This is a genomic window from Candidatus Cardinium sp. cByotN1, from assembly GCF_022810525.1.
Classification (GTDB): Bacteria; Bacteroidota; Bacteroidia; order Cytophagales; family Amoebophilaceae; genus Cardinium.
The window spans coordinates 1-20,150 of the sequence record NZ_JAACGG010000006.1 but is presented as its reverse complement, the minus strand read 5'-3'; the positions used below and the strand labels follow the sequence as shown (position 1 = coordinate 20,150).

Sequence of the window (20,150 nt, the reverse complement as noted above, 5' to 3'; positions counted from 1 at the left end):
CAGCTGTTTTTCTATTTCAGTTATAAGGGGCGCTTTCTGATCGCAACTATTTTATAAGGGGCGTTTTTTATATATTATTATATATAATAATCAATTAAATATATCCCTTAAGTTGACACCATTGTCTGTTCAGGCAATGGCCTCCACTTAAGAGTGATCACTATTGGTACATAAGCCGTAAGGATTTTTTTTTACTTTATTATTAATAAAAAAGTAAGCAAAAAATCAAGCCCTGTGCAAAAAACTACTGTAAGCTGTGCTTACTGATCGCAGCTTTTTACAAGGCTTCAACTCTTTAGTTTAACGATTTTGATAATAAACGATAAAACCGGTGCAAGAAATAATAATACCTGCGCCCAGACAAGTACTAACACTTGGCCACTCTTTAAAAAAGATATAACCTAATACGAGAGAAAGAACCCATTCAGTATATTTCATTGGTGCTAAAGAAGCTACATCTGATAGCTTGAGGGCTTTTAATAAGCAATAGAGAATCAGATTGCTGCCAATACCTAGTATGGCTAAAAAGCATAGTTCAAATAGGGTAGGGGGGTGCCAATAGCAGGAGGCTACTGGTAACATGAAACAGGCAGCGATTAAATTAGAAAAAAATAGCATCGAAAGAATAGGCTCAGATGCAACATATTTTTTATTGATAATATCCAATGAGGCAAAGACAACTGTTGCCAGTATACAGGATAAAGCAGTATGGTTATACATGGTAGGACGTAAAATAAAAACCATACCTATACAAGCGAGCAGGGTGGCCATCCATATGGGCCAACGGACTGATTCTTTCAGAAAAATTCTTGCTAAGATAAGCACAAAAATAGGATGGGTAAATCCTATTACCGTTGCACTACTCATGCTGATTCTGGTTAGGCTATAGGCGTATAAACCCATTGCAAGGGATAAAAATAAACCGCGCAACAGATGTAGGGATAGACGTTTTGTCTTAAAAGAATGAATACCCTGATGATACATAATGGGTACTAAGACTAAACTACCAAATGTGAAACGGAAAAAGCAAATTTGGCAGGCCGTTAGCTCTGTAATTAAGTATTTGGTAACCAAATCATTTAAGCAGCTTGAAAGGATACTAAGCCATAGCCAAAACAATGCGGGTAGATAGGTGTTTTTGGGAAGATGCATTTTTCTCTGAGGATTTATCTTTTTTAACAATTAGCATTGGTTTTTTGTAGAAAACGTTCTGCATCTAGCGCGGCCATACAACCTGTCCCAGCAGCTGTTACAGCTTGCCTATATTGAGGATCTTGAATGTCTCCAGCTGCAAAGATACCAGGAATATTAGTCTCCGTGGTGTTTGGCTTGGTTTGGATATAACCGTGACTATCTACTGTTATGTAAGGTAAAAAAGGTAATGTGTTGGGTTGATGGCCTATTGCAACAAATAAACCACTTGCCTGTATAAGGGTAATGGCTTTAGATGGGCTATGTATTACCTCTATGGCTTCTACTTGTTCTTGGCCTATAATGTCTTTGACTTCTGTCTGAAACCAGACTTGAATGTTGGGCTTTTTAAAAACCCGTTCCTGCATAATTTTGCTGGCACGCATTTGATCTTTACGGACCAAGAGATGTACTTTTTGACAAAGCTTAGCTAGATAAAGGGATTCTTCTGCAGCTGTATCACCTCCCCCTACCACTACAACGGTTTTATCCTTAAAAAAGAAGCCATCGCAAATGGCACAGGCAGAAACACCTTTACCATATAGCCTTTTTTCTGCTGGTAATCCCAGCCATTTTGCCGATGCACCAGCGGCAATAATAACGGCCTTAGCCAGTATATCCAGATCGTTGTCTAGTGTTAATTGTCGCGGATAGGTCGAAAAATCTACTTTAGTAATGGTGCTGCTTTTGATAATGGCGCCAAATCGTTCTGCTTGAGCTTGAAAGTCTTGCATCATAGCAGGCCCTGTGACGCCATTTCTATAGCCCGGGTAATTCTCTACATCTCCTGTAATGGTTAATTGACCACCCGGGTTTGGGCCTTGGTATAGAATAGGATGGAGGCCTGCTCGGGCAGCGTAAATAGCAGCCGTGTAACCAGCTGGGCCACCTCCAATAATTACTAGTTCTATAGGAATCATATTAACCTAAGTAGCATTTGAGCGTTTCGCTACTAACTGCTGCTTTTAGTTTTTTAATACCTTTTTCTTTTACTTGACGCACACGCTCGCGTGTGAGGCCAAAACGAGCACCTATCTCTTCTAGCGTTAGGATTTCTGTATTGTTCAGGCCAAAATAATAGCAGAGCACATCACGTTCTCTGGGGGTAAGTACTGCCAATGAACGTTGAATTTCTTTACACAAAGAATCATTCATTAATTCGCTATCTGGCTTTTTTTCTACATCACTTTCCAACACATCTAATAGGCTGTTTTCTTCTCCTTGTAAAAAGGGAGCGTCTACAGAGATGTGACGTCCTGCAACTTTTAAAGCACTGCGAACCTCTTCTGGATCAATCTCTAAGAACTGAGCCAGTTCATCAACTGTTGGTTCTCTTTCATACTTTTGCTCTAAACGAGAAAAGGTTCTAGAAATTTTGCTAAGCGAACTAATCCGATTCAATGGCAAACGAACAATTCTGGCTTGTTCGGCTAAGGCCTGCAATATAGATTGTCTAATCCACCAAACGGCATAAGAAATAAACTTAAATCCTCTTTTTTCATCAAACCGCTGAGCTGATTTAATCAGACCAAGGTTACCTTCATTAATCAAATCACTTAAAGATAGCCCTTGATTTTGATATTGCTTGGCTACAGAAACAACAAAACGAAGATTGGCCTTGGTGAGCCTTTCAAAAGCAGCTCTATCTCCCATTCTAATCTTTTTAGAAAGTTCCACCTCTTCATCAGCACTAAGCAATGGTACTCTACCAATTTCTTGAAGGTATTTGTCCAAAGATTGACTTTCACGATTGGTAATCTGTTTGCTTATCTTTAGTTGTCTCATGATTTCCTAAATTAAATAATGGATACATTCCTTTTTACCCCCCAGCTGCTACTACATCTGGGGCTAGTAACACTTTACGTGATAATCTATATTTACCTGTTTTAGGTTCTATACCAATAAGTTTTACCTGTAATTCTTCTCCAACTTCTAATACATCTTCGAGATTTTCAATACGTTCTAAACGAACCTCTGAAACATGCAAAAAGCCATCCTTACCAGGCATGAACTCTACAAATGCGCCATAGTTTAAGACAGACTTGACCTTACCTTTATATATTTCACCCATAACTGGCCTGGCCGTAATTGTCTTGATTCTACTAACCGCTTTTTCTAACATTTCTTGATTACCAGCAAATATGGTAACAATACCTTTATAGCCTTGTTCCGCAATATCTATATTGGTGAAGGTTTCTTTTTGAATTTCTTGTATGACCTTGCCGCCTGGTCCAATAATAGCACCAATCATCTCTTTTTCAACTTCTATGGTGACAATTTTAGGAGCATGTGGTTTACTATCTAGGCGAGGAGCAGCTATCGTTTCTGCCATTTTTTCAAGGATATGTAGTCTACCTTCTTTAGCTTGGTGTAGTGCTTTTTCCAGCATTGCATACGAAATACCGGCTACTTTCATATCCATTTGGCAAGCTGTAATCCCTTGATAGGTACCTGTTACTTTAAAATCCATATCACCGATGCGATCTTCATCTCCTAGAATATCAGATAAAACAGCAAAGCGACCTGTAGTAGGATCTGTAATCATGCCCATAGCAATGCCTGAAACAGCTGCTTTAACAGGAATACCAGCATCCATTAATGCTAAGGAACCGGCACAAACTGTGGCCATAGAAGAGGAGCCATTGGACTCAAGAATATCAGATACTACTCGTATGGTATATAAGTTTTCTTTATCAGGCGGAAGGACTGCTTTCAAGGCCCGCATAGCTAAATTACCATGTCCTATTTCACGGCGAGAAGGCCCTCTATTGGGTTTAACTTCTCCAGTAGAAAAGCCAGGAAAGTTATAATGGAGCATAAAGCGGTTATAGCCATCTTCCATGGCTCTATCGATAATCTGCTCATCAAATTTGCTACCCAGGGTAACTGTAGTAAGCGATTGGGTTTCTCCTCTTGTAAAAAGGGCAGAACCATGGGCAGATGGTAGGTAATCTATCTCAGACTCAATAGGCCTAATTTGGTCTAATAGTCGACCATCTAAGCGAACGTTTTCATTTAAAATAAGTGCTCGAATAGCTTGATTTTCCAGTTCATCTAGCCATTCTTTTTGTTGCGTAGTAGTTACTTCTTGGCCATTTTGATCTTTGGCAAGTTGTTCCCTGTAGCGATTTGACACAGCCATGAAGGCTTCTTTACGCAAAGCTTTAGAAGGTATATGTTGCTTGGCAACAGCATATAAGTCGGCATAAATGGCCTCACGCAAAGCGATTGGATAGCATACTATAGCAGATGCATGATGCGTTGTGCCTATTGTTTTTTCAACGCCAACGGCTTCCATAAGCTCTTTTTGTACCTGACATTGTAATTTAATCGCATCATGGGCATAGCGAATCGCTGCTATCATATCGGCTTCTCCCACTTCACTCATTGCGCCTTCTACCATGAGTATGCTACTGTCACTAGCGGCTACTATAAGGTTTATATCAGCTTGTTCAAGCAGACTAGGTGATGGATTGATTAAAAACGTACCATTTACACGGGCTACACGTACCTCAGAAATAGGGCCATTAAATGGAATAGAAGAAACAGATAAAGCTGAAGAGGCCGCTAAGGCAGCCAGTGCATCTGGTAAAATGGTCTCATCAGCAGATATTAATGATATATTGATTTGAATTTCACTATTAAATCTTTTCGGAAAAAGAGGACGAATTGCACGATCTACTAATCTAGCAATGAGTACCTCATGGTCTCCTAGCCTACCTTCTCTTTTTAGAAATCCTCCAGGTATTTTGCCAGAGGCAGCAAACTTTTCTTGGTAATCTACAGAAAGAGGTAAAAAACTAAATCCTCCCTCTTCTGGAGCCTCTTTAGCTACTACGGCAGCTAAAAGCATCGTATTACCCATTCGAATCAGCACAGAGCCATTGGCCTGAGTAGCCAATTTACCTGTTTCTATAGTAATGACCCGATTGTCGGGTAATTGTATTGTTTTTGAAATGACTTTTTTGAGCATATAAGTAGAATAAAGCGCAAGAAAAAAAATATAACAAAATCTTGGAAATAGCAAAAAATATTACGCTAGACTGTTTTCAAAATCTATTTATGATGGGGAGGCTTTAGGAGAAGTTTAGTCGAACATCGCAAAATAGTCAATCTATTTAACGAGGATAGACAAAGTTTGTCACCAAAAGCTACCATTAGAAAAATGGGTTTTAAAAAAACTATTACTTTCTTAAGCCAAGTTCCGTGATTATAGTTCTGTAACGAGTTAGTGCTGCTTCTTTAAATTTTTTAATGAGTTTCTTGCGTTTACCAACTTTTTTGGCAAGGCCATATTTGGCAGAATGATCCTTTTTGTTAACCTTCAGATGTGTTGTTAAATGCTTGATTTCATAGGTAAGGAGCGCAATTTGTGATTCATAAGAGCCGCTGTCTTGCTCAGATTTTTTTAATCCAAAGGTTTTAAAAAGATTTCCCTTATCGGAATGGTCGAATACAAAAGTCTTAAAAAGAGCTTCTTTATTTTCGTTATTTTGATTGGTCAATTTCATAATGTTTTACAGTAAATTTAAACTTGGCCTAGCCAAATTTAACTATAAAATTACCTATTACCAAATTTGAGGTATCTATCTATTAAGCGCTATAGTAGTAATAGGCAGCCTTTTTGTTATAACAAGTAGCATAAACATGGCCTTACCTTGTTTTTTTAAGTAGTCTTGGTATGTTAGCCAACATATTAAATCCGTCTTTATGTACTTTTTTCATCATTTTGGCTATCATATCAAACTGTTTCAGCAATTGATTCACCTCTTGTGTCGTTTTGCCACTGCCCTGTGCGATGCGTTCACGGCGACTTCGGTCAATAATATCGGGATTTCTTCTTTCCTTAGGTGTCATAGAGGCTATGATTACCTGACAGTTTTTAAATAAATCATCGTTTAAAGGTATGTCTTGTAGTGCGTTGCCCAACCCGGGTAACATGCTAACCATTTCTTTTAGATTGCCCATTTTTTTAATTTGTTCGATTTGTTTGGCTAAATCTTCTAAATTAAATTGGTTGCTTTTTATTTTTTGATGTAATTTGCGTTGTTGTTCTACATTATATACTTGTTCTGCACGTTCTACAAAAGAGATTACATCTCCCATCCCTAGAATACGGCTAGCCATACGGTCTGGATGAAAAAGATCTAGATCTTGCATTTTTTCACCCGTACTGATAAACTTTATAGGTTTGGCTACTACACTACGAATAGAAAGTGCGGCACCTCCACGGGCATCTCCATCTAGTTTAGTAAGTACTACTCCGTCAAAGTTAAGTTGCTCATTAAAAGCTTGTGCAGTGGTAACTGCATCTTGGCCTGCCATGGCGTCCACTACAAAAAGTGTTTCAGCGGGTTTTAACGCTTGTTTAAGCATACAGATTTCCTGCATCATCTTTTCATCAATCGACAAACGACCTGCGGTATCTATGATAACAAGGTCTATGCCTTTATTTTTTGCCTCTTGAATAGCATTTTTCGCAATAGTATGAGGATTTTTTTCTTCTGGTTCTGTATACACACTTATACTAAGCCCTGCACCTAGTTTGGCCAGTTGGTCAGCTGCTGCCGGTCTATAGACATCACAAGCCACTAGGAGGGGTATTTTATTTTTTTTTTGGTAGTAATGAGCTAACTTAGCTGCTAAGGTTGTTTTTCCAGCCCCTTGTAATCCGGCCAAGAGTATAATGGCTGGATGGCCCGTGAGACGAACTTCAGCCTGTAGGCCACCCATTAAATCTGTTAAGGCATCTTGTACCAACTTTGTAAAGAGTTGACCCGGCGAAACGGATGTAATCACATTGGTTCCAATCGCTTGTTGCTTAATAGCATCTGTAACTTGCTTGGCTACTTTATAGTGCACATCTGCTTGAACCAGACTTCTACGAATTTCCTTTATAGTAGAAGCAATATTTATTTCTGTAATACGGCCTTGCCCTTTTAAAGACTTTATGGCTTTTTCTAGGTTCTTACTAAGACTTTCAAACATAACATATTTAATTTTTTTATTCCTGTTACTTTACTTTATGGAATTGTTTGGTAGTGGAGCGTGCTACAATTTTGTTCTTGTAAAATCTTTTTGGCGATTGCTTGGACCGTTTCTAAGTCAACTTGCCTAATATACTCAATTTTCTTGTTTACCAAGTTGGTATCACCCTCTAAAGTGGCTAATGCCAATTCTTGTGCACGATGTACTAGATTTACCTGGCCAAATAGCATGTGTGTTTCCATTTGATTTTTTACCTTTTCTAAGGTGATAGTGGTGGTAGTCTCTACTTGCTTTAATACTTCTAGTAAAGCGGTTTCTGCTTCCTCAAAGGAAACTTTTGGCGTCAAACTGCCACTAATCACCAATAGGCCTGGGTCGAACGATTCCGTCATATAGGCATCTATTCTGGTGTAAAGGGCTTGTTTTTCTACAAGGTTTGCAGGTAGCAAAGCAGACTTTCCTTCACTGAGTAGGTTGCATAATACTTCTGCGGCATAGTAACCTGCCATCCCTTTTCCTGGCATATGATAGGCTTTATAGAGTATAGGAAAGGGTACATCACCCTGCACTATTTTTCGTCTGGCTGCTACTTGTTCTGGTTCTTGAGGCAAGGATCGATGGTATGCGGGGCCAGCTGGAATGGGTTCAAACCATTTTTTACACAATGTGGCTACTTGTTGTTGGGTTACCTTGCCTGCCACCACTAAAATGGCCTGGTTGGGCCTATAAAATTTGTAATAAAAGGCTTTTACATCATCCATAGTAGCCTGTTCTATGTGGTTTAATGATTGACCAATAGTGGGCCATTTGTAAGGATGGGTGGTATAGGCCATATTGGTTAAATGGTGCCATGCATCACCATAAGGTTGGTTGAGGTAATGTTCTTTAAACTCTTCTATAACTACTTTTCGTTGTATTTCGAGTGATTTTTCATTAAATGCAAGCCCGAGCATCCGGTCGGACTCAAGCCAAAAGGCGGTTTCTAGGTTAACAGCAGGCAGGGCGCAATAATAATTGGTTAAATCTGTGGTGGTATAAGCATTATTGGAACCCCCTACTTGTTGTAATGGGGTATCATAAATGGGAATGTTACAAGACCCACCAAACATTAAATGTTCAAACAAGTGAGCAAAACCTGTTTTTAAAGGATCCTCATCTCGAGCCCCTACATCATACATAAGGTTCATTACGGCAATGTGGCTGGTTGGATCTTCATGTACAATAACTTCTAAGCCATTGGACAACCTAAATTGTTCAAAATGAATCATCTTAAATTATAGAGCTAAATAAAAAAATCGCTATAGTGCATGACATCGAATCATAGTTTTCTTTTGAAAGGTTGCTTATGCTGCAGCCATTGGTGTAAGAAACGGAGCGCAAAACCGCCATCTACTAGGCGTAATTTGAGCACGGGATCCAAGTGTAAACCTACCAGCAGAAGTAGCGCTTTGAAAAAAGGTTCATGGGAGCTAGAGTGGTTAGGTTAACGATGCCTTGAAAGGTTTGACAAACGCTTCCAATTAGCTGAATATCAACGAAACGATCACCAGATAGTGGCCTAAAAGTTACTTGCAAGCTACCCCCTTTGGTGATGGCTTGTATAGGACTATTTAAACCATAATAGGCACTGGCCACTATTGCGCTAGCGACTACTCCTGTGCCACAAGATAATGGCTCTGACTCCAATCCACATTCACACGTGCGGACCAGTATCGTGTTTTTTTCTGTTAATTGCATAAAGTTAAGATTAACCCCCTCTTTTTCAAACGGGTGTCTATTTCTTCTTGGAAACCCAACTACTTGCATATCAACCGCTTGAATAGTATCTACCATCTCTACGTAATGGCGTGTACCATTGTCTAAAAAATAGCCTTCATCTAATTTTTCAATCCTATCTATATCTTGAAAGGTTAGATAAACCAGATCATTATTTATATATCCTGTGTGTGGGCCATCTATAGCCACAAAATCAGCTTTTTGATCGATGATGGCTAATTGATGTGCGTAGTGTAGTGCCGCCCTGCTTCCATTAGCACATAACCCCCCCCCTTGGCTGCCATCTGCGTTATAGTGTAGTAGGCCAAAATCATAGCCTACTTTTTTTTCAATGGTAATGATACCATCTGCCCCAATCCCAAACTGTCTATGACAAAGTTGCTTGGTTAGGATAGGGTCATATGTATAGGATAGGCCTTGAGAATTATTAATCAGAATAAAATCATTTCCAGTAGCTTGGTACTTGGCAAATTTAAGTTGCATATAGATACCCTTTAAAGAGGTTACAAACTAACTCACTAAACAGCTTTACAAGATACAAATATTGTGTTGAACATTTAATATTTGTCGTGTACGTTTTTGTTAAGTAAGATTAGCTTAACTTAATAGGGCTGGAAGTAGCAGGTCGCTATTGAGCGATATGATACTAGGATTAGCAGATGGGTCATTTTTAGCTCTAAGGTGTCTGCTTGTAACAATTTTTATAAAGGCTTTTTCATACTACTTTTTAATCAAGTAACAAGTAAAAGAAAAATGCCTTTTCAATTGCCAAAAAACAATGATTTCAAAATTAAAATAATATATTAATTTTATTGAATATCTGATTCGATAGTTCAATGTATACAAGTAAATCACAATCTTTGACTGTATAATAAAAATGCTTATACTGGTCTCCATTTTCGGATTTACTGTATAGTTTTTTATGCTCTTGTTTATGTTGCCATTTCAAGCCCTCATCCTTATCCTTATAACTGTCTCTTTTTTATTTCTGAGATCTTCTGCTGCAAAAGAACAGCTCATTAAACTCAAGCCAAGCAATTTCTTAATAGGATATACTGGCTGTTATGTTATAATCATGACTGCTGTATTAAGTTATCTAGGTAAGGGCCTTATGTATTGGTATACGCTCCAATTTGCTGCAGGTTTTTGGCTTATAGGCTATGCAATTGTTTCTAAAAAAGAAGTTCCATCTTGGGAAATTAGTAGATTGTGGCTCATAGGTGCCATTTTTTGTTTGCCTATAAATTTACTTTGGCATTGGTGGCGTCTAGCCGATTATGCATTTCTATTAAAGTTATCTATAGCGCAGTTATCTGTAATCTTATTTATATTTCCGTTGCGTTTAGCCATAACAATGCTGGTAACTATGGTGTGTGCCATCATATATGTCTTTTATTGTGTGGGTAATTTGATGGTATTCACAGATGATGTAATGTCTTTATTCGGATTCAGTATATTGATTTTTACGATGATTATTTATACTAAAATCCAAGTAACTGATTATAGAGCGCATAACCGCTACTTAAGGAATAAAGCAAAGTTGCAACGAGAAAAAGATTATAATTTAAAGCTAAAACAGGTTATGCATAATTTACATATCAACGCTACCGAAGGCTATTCAGAAAAAGATACCACTTTTTTAAAAAAAGTGGTCAAAGATGTGATGGAGTCGGCTTGCTTTTTAGAAGATGATCCTCTTTATAAGGAAGATCTATCAACTATTATGAATAAGTTCGCCTTATGGTCTATATTTTTGAAGCAACATGCTAAATCTCAAGCGCATTTACCATTGTTACCAACTGCAATTGGCCTAAATGAACTGATAGAGCAATTACAAATTTATTTAAATGGTTCGGCAGCATCCGTTCCAAAGCTGATAATAGTAGAAAAAAATATTGATTTTCAAAGTAAAATTGTATGTGATGTTAGTCAACTTATCCATTTATTGGTCTCTGTTATTTTACGTACTGCTCATCCAGATCAAAGTGAATCTATACGCATTCATATGCATGCTACTCGATTAAAATACCATAAATATGGCCCTATTAAAACACAACGTCCCCCAGAAATAGCCTTTCCAGCTATAGGGTTCATGATTAGTAGTGCGGATGCCTCTGTAGCAACATTACCTGCTATTAAGACGCATTATGAAGATATCACTGAAGGGATGGAGGTTATGGGAACACTTAACCAGCTAGTTTCAGAAGGTATAAATGTGCAAAAAAAACCAATAGAACGGATCGTGCGTGCCCACTATGGTTATCTGCAATTTCCCTCTGCTAAAGAAAAGGCTATTTTACTGGTGCTGCCTTGTGATGTAACACTTGTTCGAGACGAGATGATTAATAATGTGACTCCTTCAAAGAGTTTTGTGACCAAAAGTGAAATGGATGCTTCCATGATGGTATTAACCAGATTTAAAGATTATGCTTGTAAGATGTCTGCTGTTCACATAGGTGTAATCGATGAAATATTGTTATTGCTAAGGCGTTGTTATGCTTTTAGGCGACATGTATCAGGAGAATTGTTTTATGTTCGTGCGGTAGGGATTGCTCGATTAGTAACAGATTGGGTCGCTTATCTTCCCGAACCAATCTATGCTGCTTTGCTCTATGATTTAATTATTTATACTGATTTACCACTTTCTTATATTAAAGCTAATTATAATCTAGCTATTTTTTCCTTTGTACAGTCTATTGTATCCATCAATGAACGCCAAGAGATAGAGCCCTCTGGGCTTTATCTGGATAACCACCGTAATAAGGTGGTTAACCGAGATCAGCTCTTTGTGCTTTGTATTAAATTGGCTGAGCGGCTCTATGATTTACGCCACGCTTATGGTTATACCCATAAAGTGCAAGTAGCAGATATGGCCAAAGAAACGCTTACTGTAGATATTTGCCTGGCAAAGAAATATTTAGATAGCCATATCGTAGAAGCATTGGAAATGGCAGCTCAAGATGCATTAAAAATGTGTTTTGAAACAAGGTAAGGTGTTTTTACCCATGTTTTGAACAAATACAAAAAATAAGATGCTTTTATATTCAAGCTACTTTTCTAGCTTTAAGGTGGGTTTTAGAGCTGGAAATCATCTAATTTTTATATTGTTTTTATATTTAAAAAGTTATGTATACAAGTGACGAAAGTGATGAAAAAGAAAAATTTTGGCTTAATACCCCATTAAACGAAATGACTGCACCACAATGGGAGTCCTTGTGTGATGGCTGTGGTAAATGCTGCTTGCTTAAAATAGAAGATGCAGTAAGCCAACAAGTGCGTACTACAAAGATTTGTTGTCGGTTACTCAATACCCGTACTTGTCAATGTTCCAACTATAAAGAACGTTTTCGTTATGTTGATGATTGTATTAAGCTGAATCCTAGCAATCTTAAAACTATTACTTGGCTACCTAAAAGTTGTGCCTATCGCCTTGTTAAAGAAAAAAAACCACTACCTGATTGGCATCCATTGATTACTAAAGATCCGAAATCTACCATTAAAAGTGGAAATTCTGTTAAAAGCTTTGTTGTACACCCAGCCTTGGTCAATAGACCTATTATAGCCTATTTATTAGAGGAACCGGCCAACTAACCTGCTTGTGATAGATCCAGTGAATCTATCACCATCCTATTTTTTGTATCTGTTCAGGAAATGGCGTCAACTTAAGGAGTTTTTAATTATTTTTATTTGATTATGCGTTTTTTATTTTACTTTTTGCTTGATCAAAAAGTAGCCAAAAAATCAAGTGCTGATGAAAAAAAGGCGCGTTTTTTCCTAGCATAAGCCATTGGATGAGCGGAAACTATTTTTTTTGTTTGGGTAGTAGATAATGAGCAGCCATCATGGCCATTCCATTGGCGATCATAGCCATACAAGAGCCGTTTATAGTTGTAGCTGGTTCAATCCATTTGTTCCAACTCAAAATAGTCAATAGACCTGTAGCCATACCAATCAAAGCAGTAGGAGAGCTACCTCGAAAACCCAGAATAGCTAATATAAAAGGAGCCGTTACGATAGGTATGAAGCAATCAAAACGAAATTTGAATAAAGAAAATAAATCGCTACAGGAAAAACTAACTATGATCGTTATAACACCTACAAAAAGCGCAGTTACTTTAGCCAGGCGCAGTTGGCGATTATAAGATACTGGCTTTTTAGTCATCATACTACTTACGATATCATTACTGAACATAACGCAACAACTATTTAAGTAAGTATCAGCTGTAGAAATAGCCATAGTTAACAAGCTGATGACGACAAACCCTTTAAAAATGGGGGCAATATGGGCCATTATATAAATCCATACTTCTGTTGCCAATAAGTGGGGTGCAGCTATCAAACTATATAAACCAATTAAAATTATAAAAACCGATATAAAAAGACTAAAAATACTAGTAAAGAAGAAAACCATCCCGGCTTGTAAGCAATCGGCAGACATATAGATTTTCTGTATAACAGGGGGATTGATATTGACTACTAGACTAGAGAGAAACAGGGCAAAAACAGCCAACTGTTTAGGTTCACATTGCCATAATTTATCAAACGCAAACATTTCTTTTGTTCGTAACAAAGATAGCATTTTGGGCTTACCAGTTGCTTCAAATATAGAGAAAGCCAAAAAAGGAATGATAATAAAAAAAACAAAGATTTGTGCTACATCTGTAAAAGTAATGATACGTAGCCCGCCAATACGGGCATAAAAAACCAGAATCAAGATGGCGCAGATAGTGATAATACGCCGATCAACTGAGTCTATACACATACTGATCGATCGCGACATTACATTAATTTGAATAGAAATAGTAAAAATAGCCAAACCAATGTTGGCTAAACCTGTTACCATCCTGGGATATTTACCATAGACCCTACCTATACTCTCTGACATAGAGAGGTTATGCATAAATGGCCTCATACGTAGCGATAACCAACTGATCAACCAGTAAGGAAAAACGCTGGTGGCAAGTATAAAAAACACCCAAGAAAGTCCAAAATTATGGATCTGTTCTACACCAATCATTAGCCGTCCTCCTCCATAGATAAGCGCCAGTAGCGTACCTACCAAAGGAGGGGTATGCAGCTCTTGATTTCCTAAAACATATTCTCTAAATGAAGTTGATATTCTAGTAAAAAAAATACCAATACCCAAGAGTAATAGTAAAAAAACTATTACCATCGTAAGGGCAATATTGCAACTGCTCATAGTATAAATAATGAAAACGATACGAAATCGTAAATAAAAATTTGGTAAGATACACCTGAGATTATGTTTTCTTTAGGTTTAAACAAGTGAAAACAACTTACAACAATAAATTAATTTAATATAAACGTCTAATAATATGAAATATTTACCTAGATAAATAGACAACTAGGAGAGCTTGATTGCTTTTGTACTAAGCAAGAAGTAACATGAAAAATTCATTTTTTACCAATCTGGTCAACAAATTATAACTTTATTTGTTTTGCAAGAGGTCTATTTGTATTTTCAAATAGTCTGATTACCTTTACCAGTAATTTAAAACTTACAAGGCTTAATACATGGTTACAACTATTTCAGAGGGCTATCACATACCAGTGATGCTGGATGAGGTGATAGAAGGATTGGCTATAGTACCAACTGGAAACTATGCAGACCTTACTTTTGGAGGGGGGGGCCATGCAAAGAAAATCATTGAAAACCTTTCTAGCGGCCGTTTATTTGCCTTTGATAGGGACCCAGAGGCTGCTAGGATTGCCCAGTCTTTTACAGATAAACCTTTAACTTTTATTAGAACCTCTTTTCGTTTTGCTAAGGAATTTCTAAACTTCTATGGCGTGGAACAGCTAGATGGTCTACTAGCAGACTTAGGTACCTCTTCTCACCAAATAGATAGGCCTGAACGTGGTTTTTCTACTCGATTTGATGGTAAATTAGATATGCGAATGGATCCAAATGGCCCACATTCAGCGCAGCACGTCGTCAATACCTATAGACTGGAGCAGTTAATCCACTTATTGCATAGCTATGGAGAAGTAGCTAATGCAGCTGCTATTGCTCAGGCTATTATCAGCGTACGCGACCAGTCGCCTATTCTCACTACTTACCAATTGAAGGCTATTGTTGAACCATTCGCCCCTAATCTAAAAGTAAATCAATATTTTGCAAAAGTATTTCAAGCATTTCGTATTGAAGTAAATAATGAACTAGTTGAGTTAGAAAGGTTGTTAGAGCGTAGTGTTGAACTGATTAAACCCAAAGGACGTTTGGCCATTATTGCTTACCATTCTTTAGAGGATCGATTGGTTAAAAACTTTTTCAATACAGGTAATGTACGGGGAGAACGGCAACAAGATGGGTACGGTAATCTGTTACGTCCTTTTGTTCCATTACAAAAAAAGCCTTTTACACCTTCTATAGAGGAGGTGCACCGCAATAATCGTGCCCGAAGTGCACGGTTACGGATAGCTGTACGTGTTGCATCACCGGCTCAAATAAGAAGCATATAAAGATCTCTTGACCTTTTAACCATCATGAATAAATAGATAATGGCTATAGAATTTTTTGCACTTTTGTTTTCAGCATTACTGGGTGGCTTAATTGTTACTGGGCAATCTTCCATCAAGCTATTACCACGCTTGTTAACCTTTTCGGGTGGTTACCTATTGGCCAATACTTTGTTACATCTAATGCCTGAGCTTTTTATTTCCCAAGTTAGGCCACTCTATATTGGTGGTTATATTATGATAGGTTTTTTTTTTCAGCGTTTTATTGAAAACTTTAGTGCTGGCGTAGAGCATGGCCATTCTATGGCTCCAACTCCAGACCATTGTGGTGTGAAAAATTATAAAATATTTTCTTTTTTAAGCTCTATCGCATTGCATGCGCTTTTAGATGGCACCCTTTTGGCACATGGTCATGGGCATGATGCGAACCGAGAAGGGCTTTTACTGGGCATGATGTTGCATAAATTTTTAGAAGCCTTTGCTTTAATGAGTGTATTACGTGGCTTTAGTCTATCCATAAGACGTATGTTAAGCTATTTAGGGCTATTTTCTTTAGCCTCTCCAGTAGGGCTCTGTCTAAGTAGTTATCTTAACCACCATCTTTCTGATGGTGGTAGCACCATATTACTGGCCATTGTAACGGGTAATTTTTTGTACATTTCAGCCACCATGCTCTTTGAAGCCAGTCCCAATCATCATTCGAACCGGTTTACTTTGTGGATTTGTTTACTTGGAGCTGGATTGGCGGCATTGGTCGAATTTTTATTGTAATGGAAACATCTGACATCAGTAAAGAAATCAAACATTTAGTAAATTCCATTCGCTACTACAATGCGTGTTACTTCCAAAAAGGAATTTCGCTAATTTCTGATTATGCCTATGACCAATTAGTAGAAAGATTGACTCAGTTAGAGCAGGCTTACCCCCATTTAAAGCTCCCTGACTCTCCAACTGAAGTGATTGGAGAATATCCTTCTAAAGGGTTTAAAGTGGTTTATCACCAAACCCCTATGCTCTCTTTAGCTAAAACCTATTCAGAAAAAGAAGTAGAACAATTTATTACAAGGGTCAAAAAAATGGTTCCGCATGGGACTATAGATTTTATATGTGAACCTAAAATAGATGGTGTGGCCCTGAGCATTCATTATGAAAATGGCCATTTGGTAGGTGCTGTTACACGTGGTGATGGGGAAAAAGGAGATGATGTAACTCGCCATGTTTGTCAATGTTTGCCTTTACCCCAAAAAATTCAAGATCCCCCATCTGCCTCATTTGAAGTGCGTGGAGAGGCCTTTATGCCTAAGGCTGTTTTTACGGAATTAAATCGTATGCGTAAAGCAAGAGGAGAAGCTTTATGGGCTAACCCTCGTAACATTACCGCAGGTACATTAAAATCACTAGATGTAGCTTTAGTTAAAGAGCGTCCATTAGCATTTTATGGGTATAGTTTTTATGCATCATCTTATATGTGTCCTACCCAAGAAGCTGCTTTGGCTTTGCTGGTCACTTTAGGCTTCTCTGTTGCGCCTATCTATAAAGTATGTACTAATATTACAGCAATAATGGACTATATTCATTACTGGGCTGAACATAAGCAAAATTTACCGGTTGATGTGGATGGTATAGTAATCAAAGTAAATAATCTTGATCAACAACATAGGATTGGTATAACTTCCAAATCGCCACGTTGGGCGATTGCCTATAAATACCAGCCAGCAATGGCTCATTCTACTTTGGAAGAGGTAACTTTTCAAGTAGGCAGAACAGGTGCTATTACGCCAGTAGCTCATTTTAAGCCGATTGCATTAGCGGGGACTATAGTTTGCCGTGCTTCTTTGCATAATGCAGATGCGTTAGCTAGGCAAGATCTCCATTTGGGCGACAAGATTTTTATTGAAAAAGGAGGAGAGATTATTCCCCAGGTAGTTGGTGTAGACCTTTCTTCCCGTAAGAAAAGCAGCAAAACTGTTGTTTTTATTCGCCAATGCCCTGCTTGTGGTACGCCACTTCATCGAGAGGAAGGAACAGTGGCTTACTATTGTCCTAATAAGCAGCAATGTGTGCCCCAGTTAAAAGGTGCTTTATTGCATTTTGCGCATCGCAAAGCTATGGATATTCATACCTTAGGGCCTCAAACCATTGAGGCATTGTTACAGGCTAAATTGGTTCAAAATGTAGCAGATTTGTATACATTGCGTTATGAGTCAGTCCAATCTTTAGAAAGATTTCAAGCACTATCCACACAAAAATTATTAACTAATATTGAAGCTTCAAAAACAAAGCCTTTTGATAGCCTATTGTTTGCCTTGGGCATTAAGCATGTAGGCGAAACGGTAGCTAAAAAACTAGCCAGACACTTTAGATCAATGCAGCGGTTGCAACAAGCTACTCAAGCAGAGCTGTTACAGGTACCTGATATTGGAGAAAAGATTGTTCAGAGTATACTCGATTACTTGCAAGACCCTTACCAAAAAGCGATTATTAGTGGGCTTCAAGCTGCCGGTTTACAGTTTGCTCTTCCAGAAAGTGTTGAGGTTTTATGGCCATTATCCTCAAAACAATTTGTTATATCGGGTACCTTTCAAAGGGTTACAAGAAAAGAATTAACTAAATTAATTGAGGCAGCAGGAGGGAGGGTCTTATCTGCTGTTTCTGCTAAAGTCCACTACTTGGTAGTAGGAAGCAAAGCGGGTCCATCCAAGTTAGCTAAAGCCAAACAATGGGAAATTCCCATTTTAGAAGAAAATGATATTATAAAGATGCTACCATGATGCATTTATATGCAATTTTTAAGTTTTTTATTTTAGGCATAGTTACCCATTTTAGCTTAAAAAATAGGAAGGCTACCCGCAGTAATGTAGGGTTAAATCAAGCAACTACCATAGGCGTACTATATAGTTATGAAACTCCTGCCAAGCATGAGGTGGTACAACGTTTTATTCGAGATTTAAAAAACTTGGATAAACAAGTTAGCGTGCTCTGTTATACTACAGGAAAAGACCGTGCCCATGCCACTAGCCATTTACGTTATGCTTTTGGCCATCATGCGATTACTATTTTAGGGAAGATAGAAAACAACCGCATCAAAAAGTTTGTAGAAACCCCTTTTGATTATCTATTTCATCTAGATTTGAGTACTAATTCAGTTTTAGATTGTATTGTAGCTAAACATCAAGCTAAGTGTCGGGTAGGTCATTTTGAAGCTACACGCAGAAATCTATTTGAAGTCATGGTAAAGGTAAGTCGGACCAATCCTATTGAAGACATTAAAAGACTAGCTAAGCAGATGTTGCACTATACCGAATGTATGGCAGGGTAAAGAATGATGAATGTTTATTTAGATAATGCAGCTACTACCCAATTAGATGAAGAAGTATTGGCCGCTATGATGCCCTATATGGCGGGTTTTTGTGGTAATCCCTCCTCTGTGCATCGTTATGGTTGTCAGGCTAAAGCAGCGCTTGAAAAAGCCAGAAAAAAAATAGCCAACTTGTTCAAAGTTTCGCCTTCTGAAATATTGTTTACTGCTGGAGGTACAGAAGGGAATAATATGTTATTAAGGGGCATTATAGAGGCGATGCCAATTGCTCATGTTTTAACTTCTCCATTAGAGCATCTTGCAGTGCGGATGCCACTAGAAGCGTTAGCCCAACAGGGTAAGATTCAGCTGTCCTATATTGGGGTTAACCAAATGGGTGAGTTTGGGTTGGATGAAGTAGAAGCGTGGTTAAAAACACATCCCCATGCCTTGGTCAGTTTTATGCAAGTCAATCATGAAATAGGTAATATAACAGATATAGAGGCTATTCACCAGCTTTGCCAACAATACGGTGCATTTTTGCATTCAGATACTATTCAAAGCATTTATTCTGGCTTGCTTGATTGTTTACCTTGTGACCTTGCCTTAGGCTCTGCTCATAAAGTACATGGTCCCAAAGGGATTGGCTTTGTCTATATAAGTGGTAAGGTTGCTGTTGCCCCACTCATTACTGGAGGTAGCCAAGAGTTAAATATGCGTGGCGGAACGGAAAACGTAGCCTATATTGTTGGCATGGCTAAAGCATTAGAAATTGTTTTTCGGGATAGATCAAAAGTGGTAGCCCATTTGTTAGCTATTAAGGAACATATGATCACATTACTAAAAAGCCATATTCCTGATATCATCTTTAATGGCCATAGCGCAAGCTTAACTAAAAGCAGCCCTAATCTATTAAATATTTCATTACCTGGCTCGAAAGCGCATGATATGCTGGTCTACCATTTAGATATTCATGGTATAGCCGTCTCTACAGGCAGTGCCTGTACAAGTGGTAGTGCTTTAGGTTCACCTGTTATAGCTGCTTTGCAAAAAGAAACCAAACACGCTATACGTTTTTCATTTAGTAAATATACCAGCTTTGAAGAAATTGAAAATACAGTTGCCTTGTTAACCAAACTCTATACAAAGTAGTCAGGTTGTTGCGCTACTGTAGGCTAAACAAGTTGTTTGAAACCTGCGTAGCAGGCAAGTTCTGTGTGGCCACTTTTACCAGTAACCTGAACACATCGTTTTCGTTCACCACTATGGCTTATGCTAGGAAAAAAACGCGCCCTTTTTTCATCAGCGCTTGATTTTTTGGCTACTTTTTGATCGAGCAAAAAGTAGCTTTAAAAAATTCATTTTTTACCAGTGTCAGAAACAGACACTTTTTTGTTTATCCCTGTCGTAGAGCTGA

General features: G+C 38.1%; 16 protein-coding genes. 7 read left to right on the top strand and 9 right to left on the bottom strand.

The window, feature by feature from the left end; all coding sequences use genetic code 11:
* Positions 1-300 precede the first annotated feature (300 nt).
* The 8 genes from MUW73_RS00295 to MUW73_RS00260 all read right to left on the bottom strand — a co-directional run bounded on the left by MUW73_RS00295 (position 301) and on the right by MUW73_RS00260 (position 9,438).
* Positions 301-1,152 carry a DMT family transporter gene (locus MUW73_RS00295; protein ID WP_243018039.1) on the bottom strand — a complete coding sequence of 284 codons (852 nt, stop codon included), beginning with the start codon at positions 1,150-1,152 and terminating at the stop codon, positions 301-303.
* A gap of 23 nt (positions 1,153-1,175) precedes the next feature.
* A complete protein-coding gene (gene trxB / locus MUW73_RS00290; protein ID WP_243018040.1) occupies positions 1,176-2,111 on the bottom strand; it encodes a thioredoxin-disulfide reductase in 936 nt (311 codons plus the stop codon).
* Position 2,112: 1 nt separating this feature from the next.
* The gene (locus tag MUW73_RS00285; protein ID WP_243018041.1) at positions 2,113-2,976 is read right to left on the bottom strand and encodes a sigma-70 family RNA polymerase sigma factor; all 864 of its coding nucleotides are present in this window, start codon (positions 2,974-2,976) and stop codon (positions 2,113-2,115) included.
* A 34-nt stretch (positions 2,977-3,010) separates the two neighbouring features.
* Positions 3,011-5,164 carry a polyribonucleotide nucleotidyltransferase gene (gene pnp, locus MUW73_RS00280; protein ID WP_243575132.1) on the bottom strand — a complete coding sequence of 718 codons (2,154 nt, stop codon included), beginning with the start codon at positions 5,162-5,164 and terminating at the stop codon, positions 3,011-3,013.
* A 211-nt stretch (positions 5,165-5,375) separates the two neighbouring features.
* Positions 5,376-5,702, bottom strand: a complete 327-nt coding sequence (gene rpsO, locus MUW73_RS00275) for a 30S ribosomal protein S15 (protein ID WP_243018043.1) — start codon at positions 5,700-5,702, stop codon at positions 5,376-5,378.
* A gap of 142 nt (positions 5,703-5,844) precedes the next feature.
* Complete coding sequence (ffh, locus tag MUW73_RS00270) at positions 5,845-7,179, bottom strand: signal recognition particle protein (protein ID WP_243018044.1); 1,335 nt, start codon at positions 7,177-7,179, stop codon at positions 5,845-5,847.
* Between the two features lie 35 nt (positions 7,180-7,214).
* A complete protein-coding gene (locus MUW73_RS00265) occupies positions 7,215-8,447 on the bottom strand; it encodes a M16 family metallopeptidase (protein ID WP_243018045.1) in 1,233 nt (410 codons plus the stop codon).
* Positions 8,448-8,607: 160 nt separating this feature from the next.
* On the bottom strand, positions 8,608-9,438 hold the full coding sequence (locus MUW73_RS00260; RefSeq protein WP_243018046.1) for a diaminopimelate epimerase: 831 nt from the start codon (positions 9,436-9,438) through the stop codon (positions 8,608-8,610).
* Between the two features lie 451 nt (positions 9,439-9,889).
* Between MUW73_RS00260 and MUW73_RS00255 the strand changes: the two genes are divergently transcribed.
* Positions 9,890-11,947, top strand: coding sequence for an HD domain-containing protein (locus tag MUW73_RS00255; protein ID WP_243575131.1), 2,058 nt, complete (start codon positions 9,890-9,892; stop codon positions 11,945-11,947).
* Positions 11,948-12,081: 134 nt separating this feature from the next.
* Positions 12,082-12,546, top strand: a complete 465-nt coding sequence (locus MUW73_RS00250) for a YcgN family cysteine cluster protein (protein WP_243018048.1) — start codon at positions 12,082-12,084, stop codon at positions 12,544-12,546.
* A gap of 211 nt (positions 12,547-12,757) precedes the next feature.
* Here the strand turns inward: MUW73_RS00250 and MUW73_RS00245 are convergent, their stop codons facing one another.
* On the bottom strand, positions 12,758-14,155 hold the full coding sequence (locus MUW73_RS00245; RefSeq protein WP_243575130.1) for a sodium:solute symporter family transporter: 1,398 nt from the start codon (positions 14,153-14,155) through the stop codon (positions 12,758-12,760).
* A gap of 335 nt (positions 14,156-14,490) precedes the next feature.
* On the opposite strand from MUW73_RS00245, the gene rsmH reads away from it, so the two are divergent.
* From rsmH to MUW73_RS00220, 5 genes are read left to right on the top strand one after another with little or no spacing between them, the layout of a single operon-like run.
* The gene (gene rsmH / locus MUW73_RS00240) at positions 14,491-15,438 is read left to right on the top strand and encodes a 16S rRNA (cytosine(1402)-N(4))-methyltransferase RsmH (RefSeq protein ID WP_243018474.1); all 948 of its coding nucleotides are present in this window, start codon (positions 14,491-14,493) and stop codon (positions 15,436-15,438) included.
* 39 nt (positions 15,439-15,477) lie between these two features.
* Positions 15,478-16,206, top strand: a complete 729-nt coding sequence (locus MUW73_RS00235) for a ZIP family metal transporter (RefSeq protein WP_243018475.1) — start codon at positions 15,478-15,480, stop codon at positions 16,204-16,206.
* On the top strand, positions 16,206-18,206 hold the full coding sequence (ligA, locus tag MUW73_RS00230) for an NAD-dependent DNA ligase LigA (protein ID WP_243018476.1): 2,001 nt from the start codon (positions 16,206-16,208) through the stop codon (positions 18,204-18,206). The genes MUW73_RS00235 and ligA overlap by 1 nt, the downstream gene beginning before the upstream one ends.
* A complete protein-coding gene (locus MUW73_RS00225) occupies positions 18,203-18,754 on the top strand; it encodes a DUF6913 domain-containing protein (protein ID WP_243018478.1) in 552 nt (183 codons plus the stop codon). The genes ligA and MUW73_RS00225 overlap by 4 nt, the downstream gene beginning before the upstream one ends.
* Positions 18,755-18,757: 3 nt before the next feature.
* A complete protein-coding gene (locus MUW73_RS00220) occupies positions 18,758-19,885 on the top strand; it encodes a cysteine desulfurase family protein (protein ID WP_243575129.1) in 1,128 nt (375 codons plus the stop codon).
* Positions 19,886-20,150: the final 265 nt, after the last annotated feature.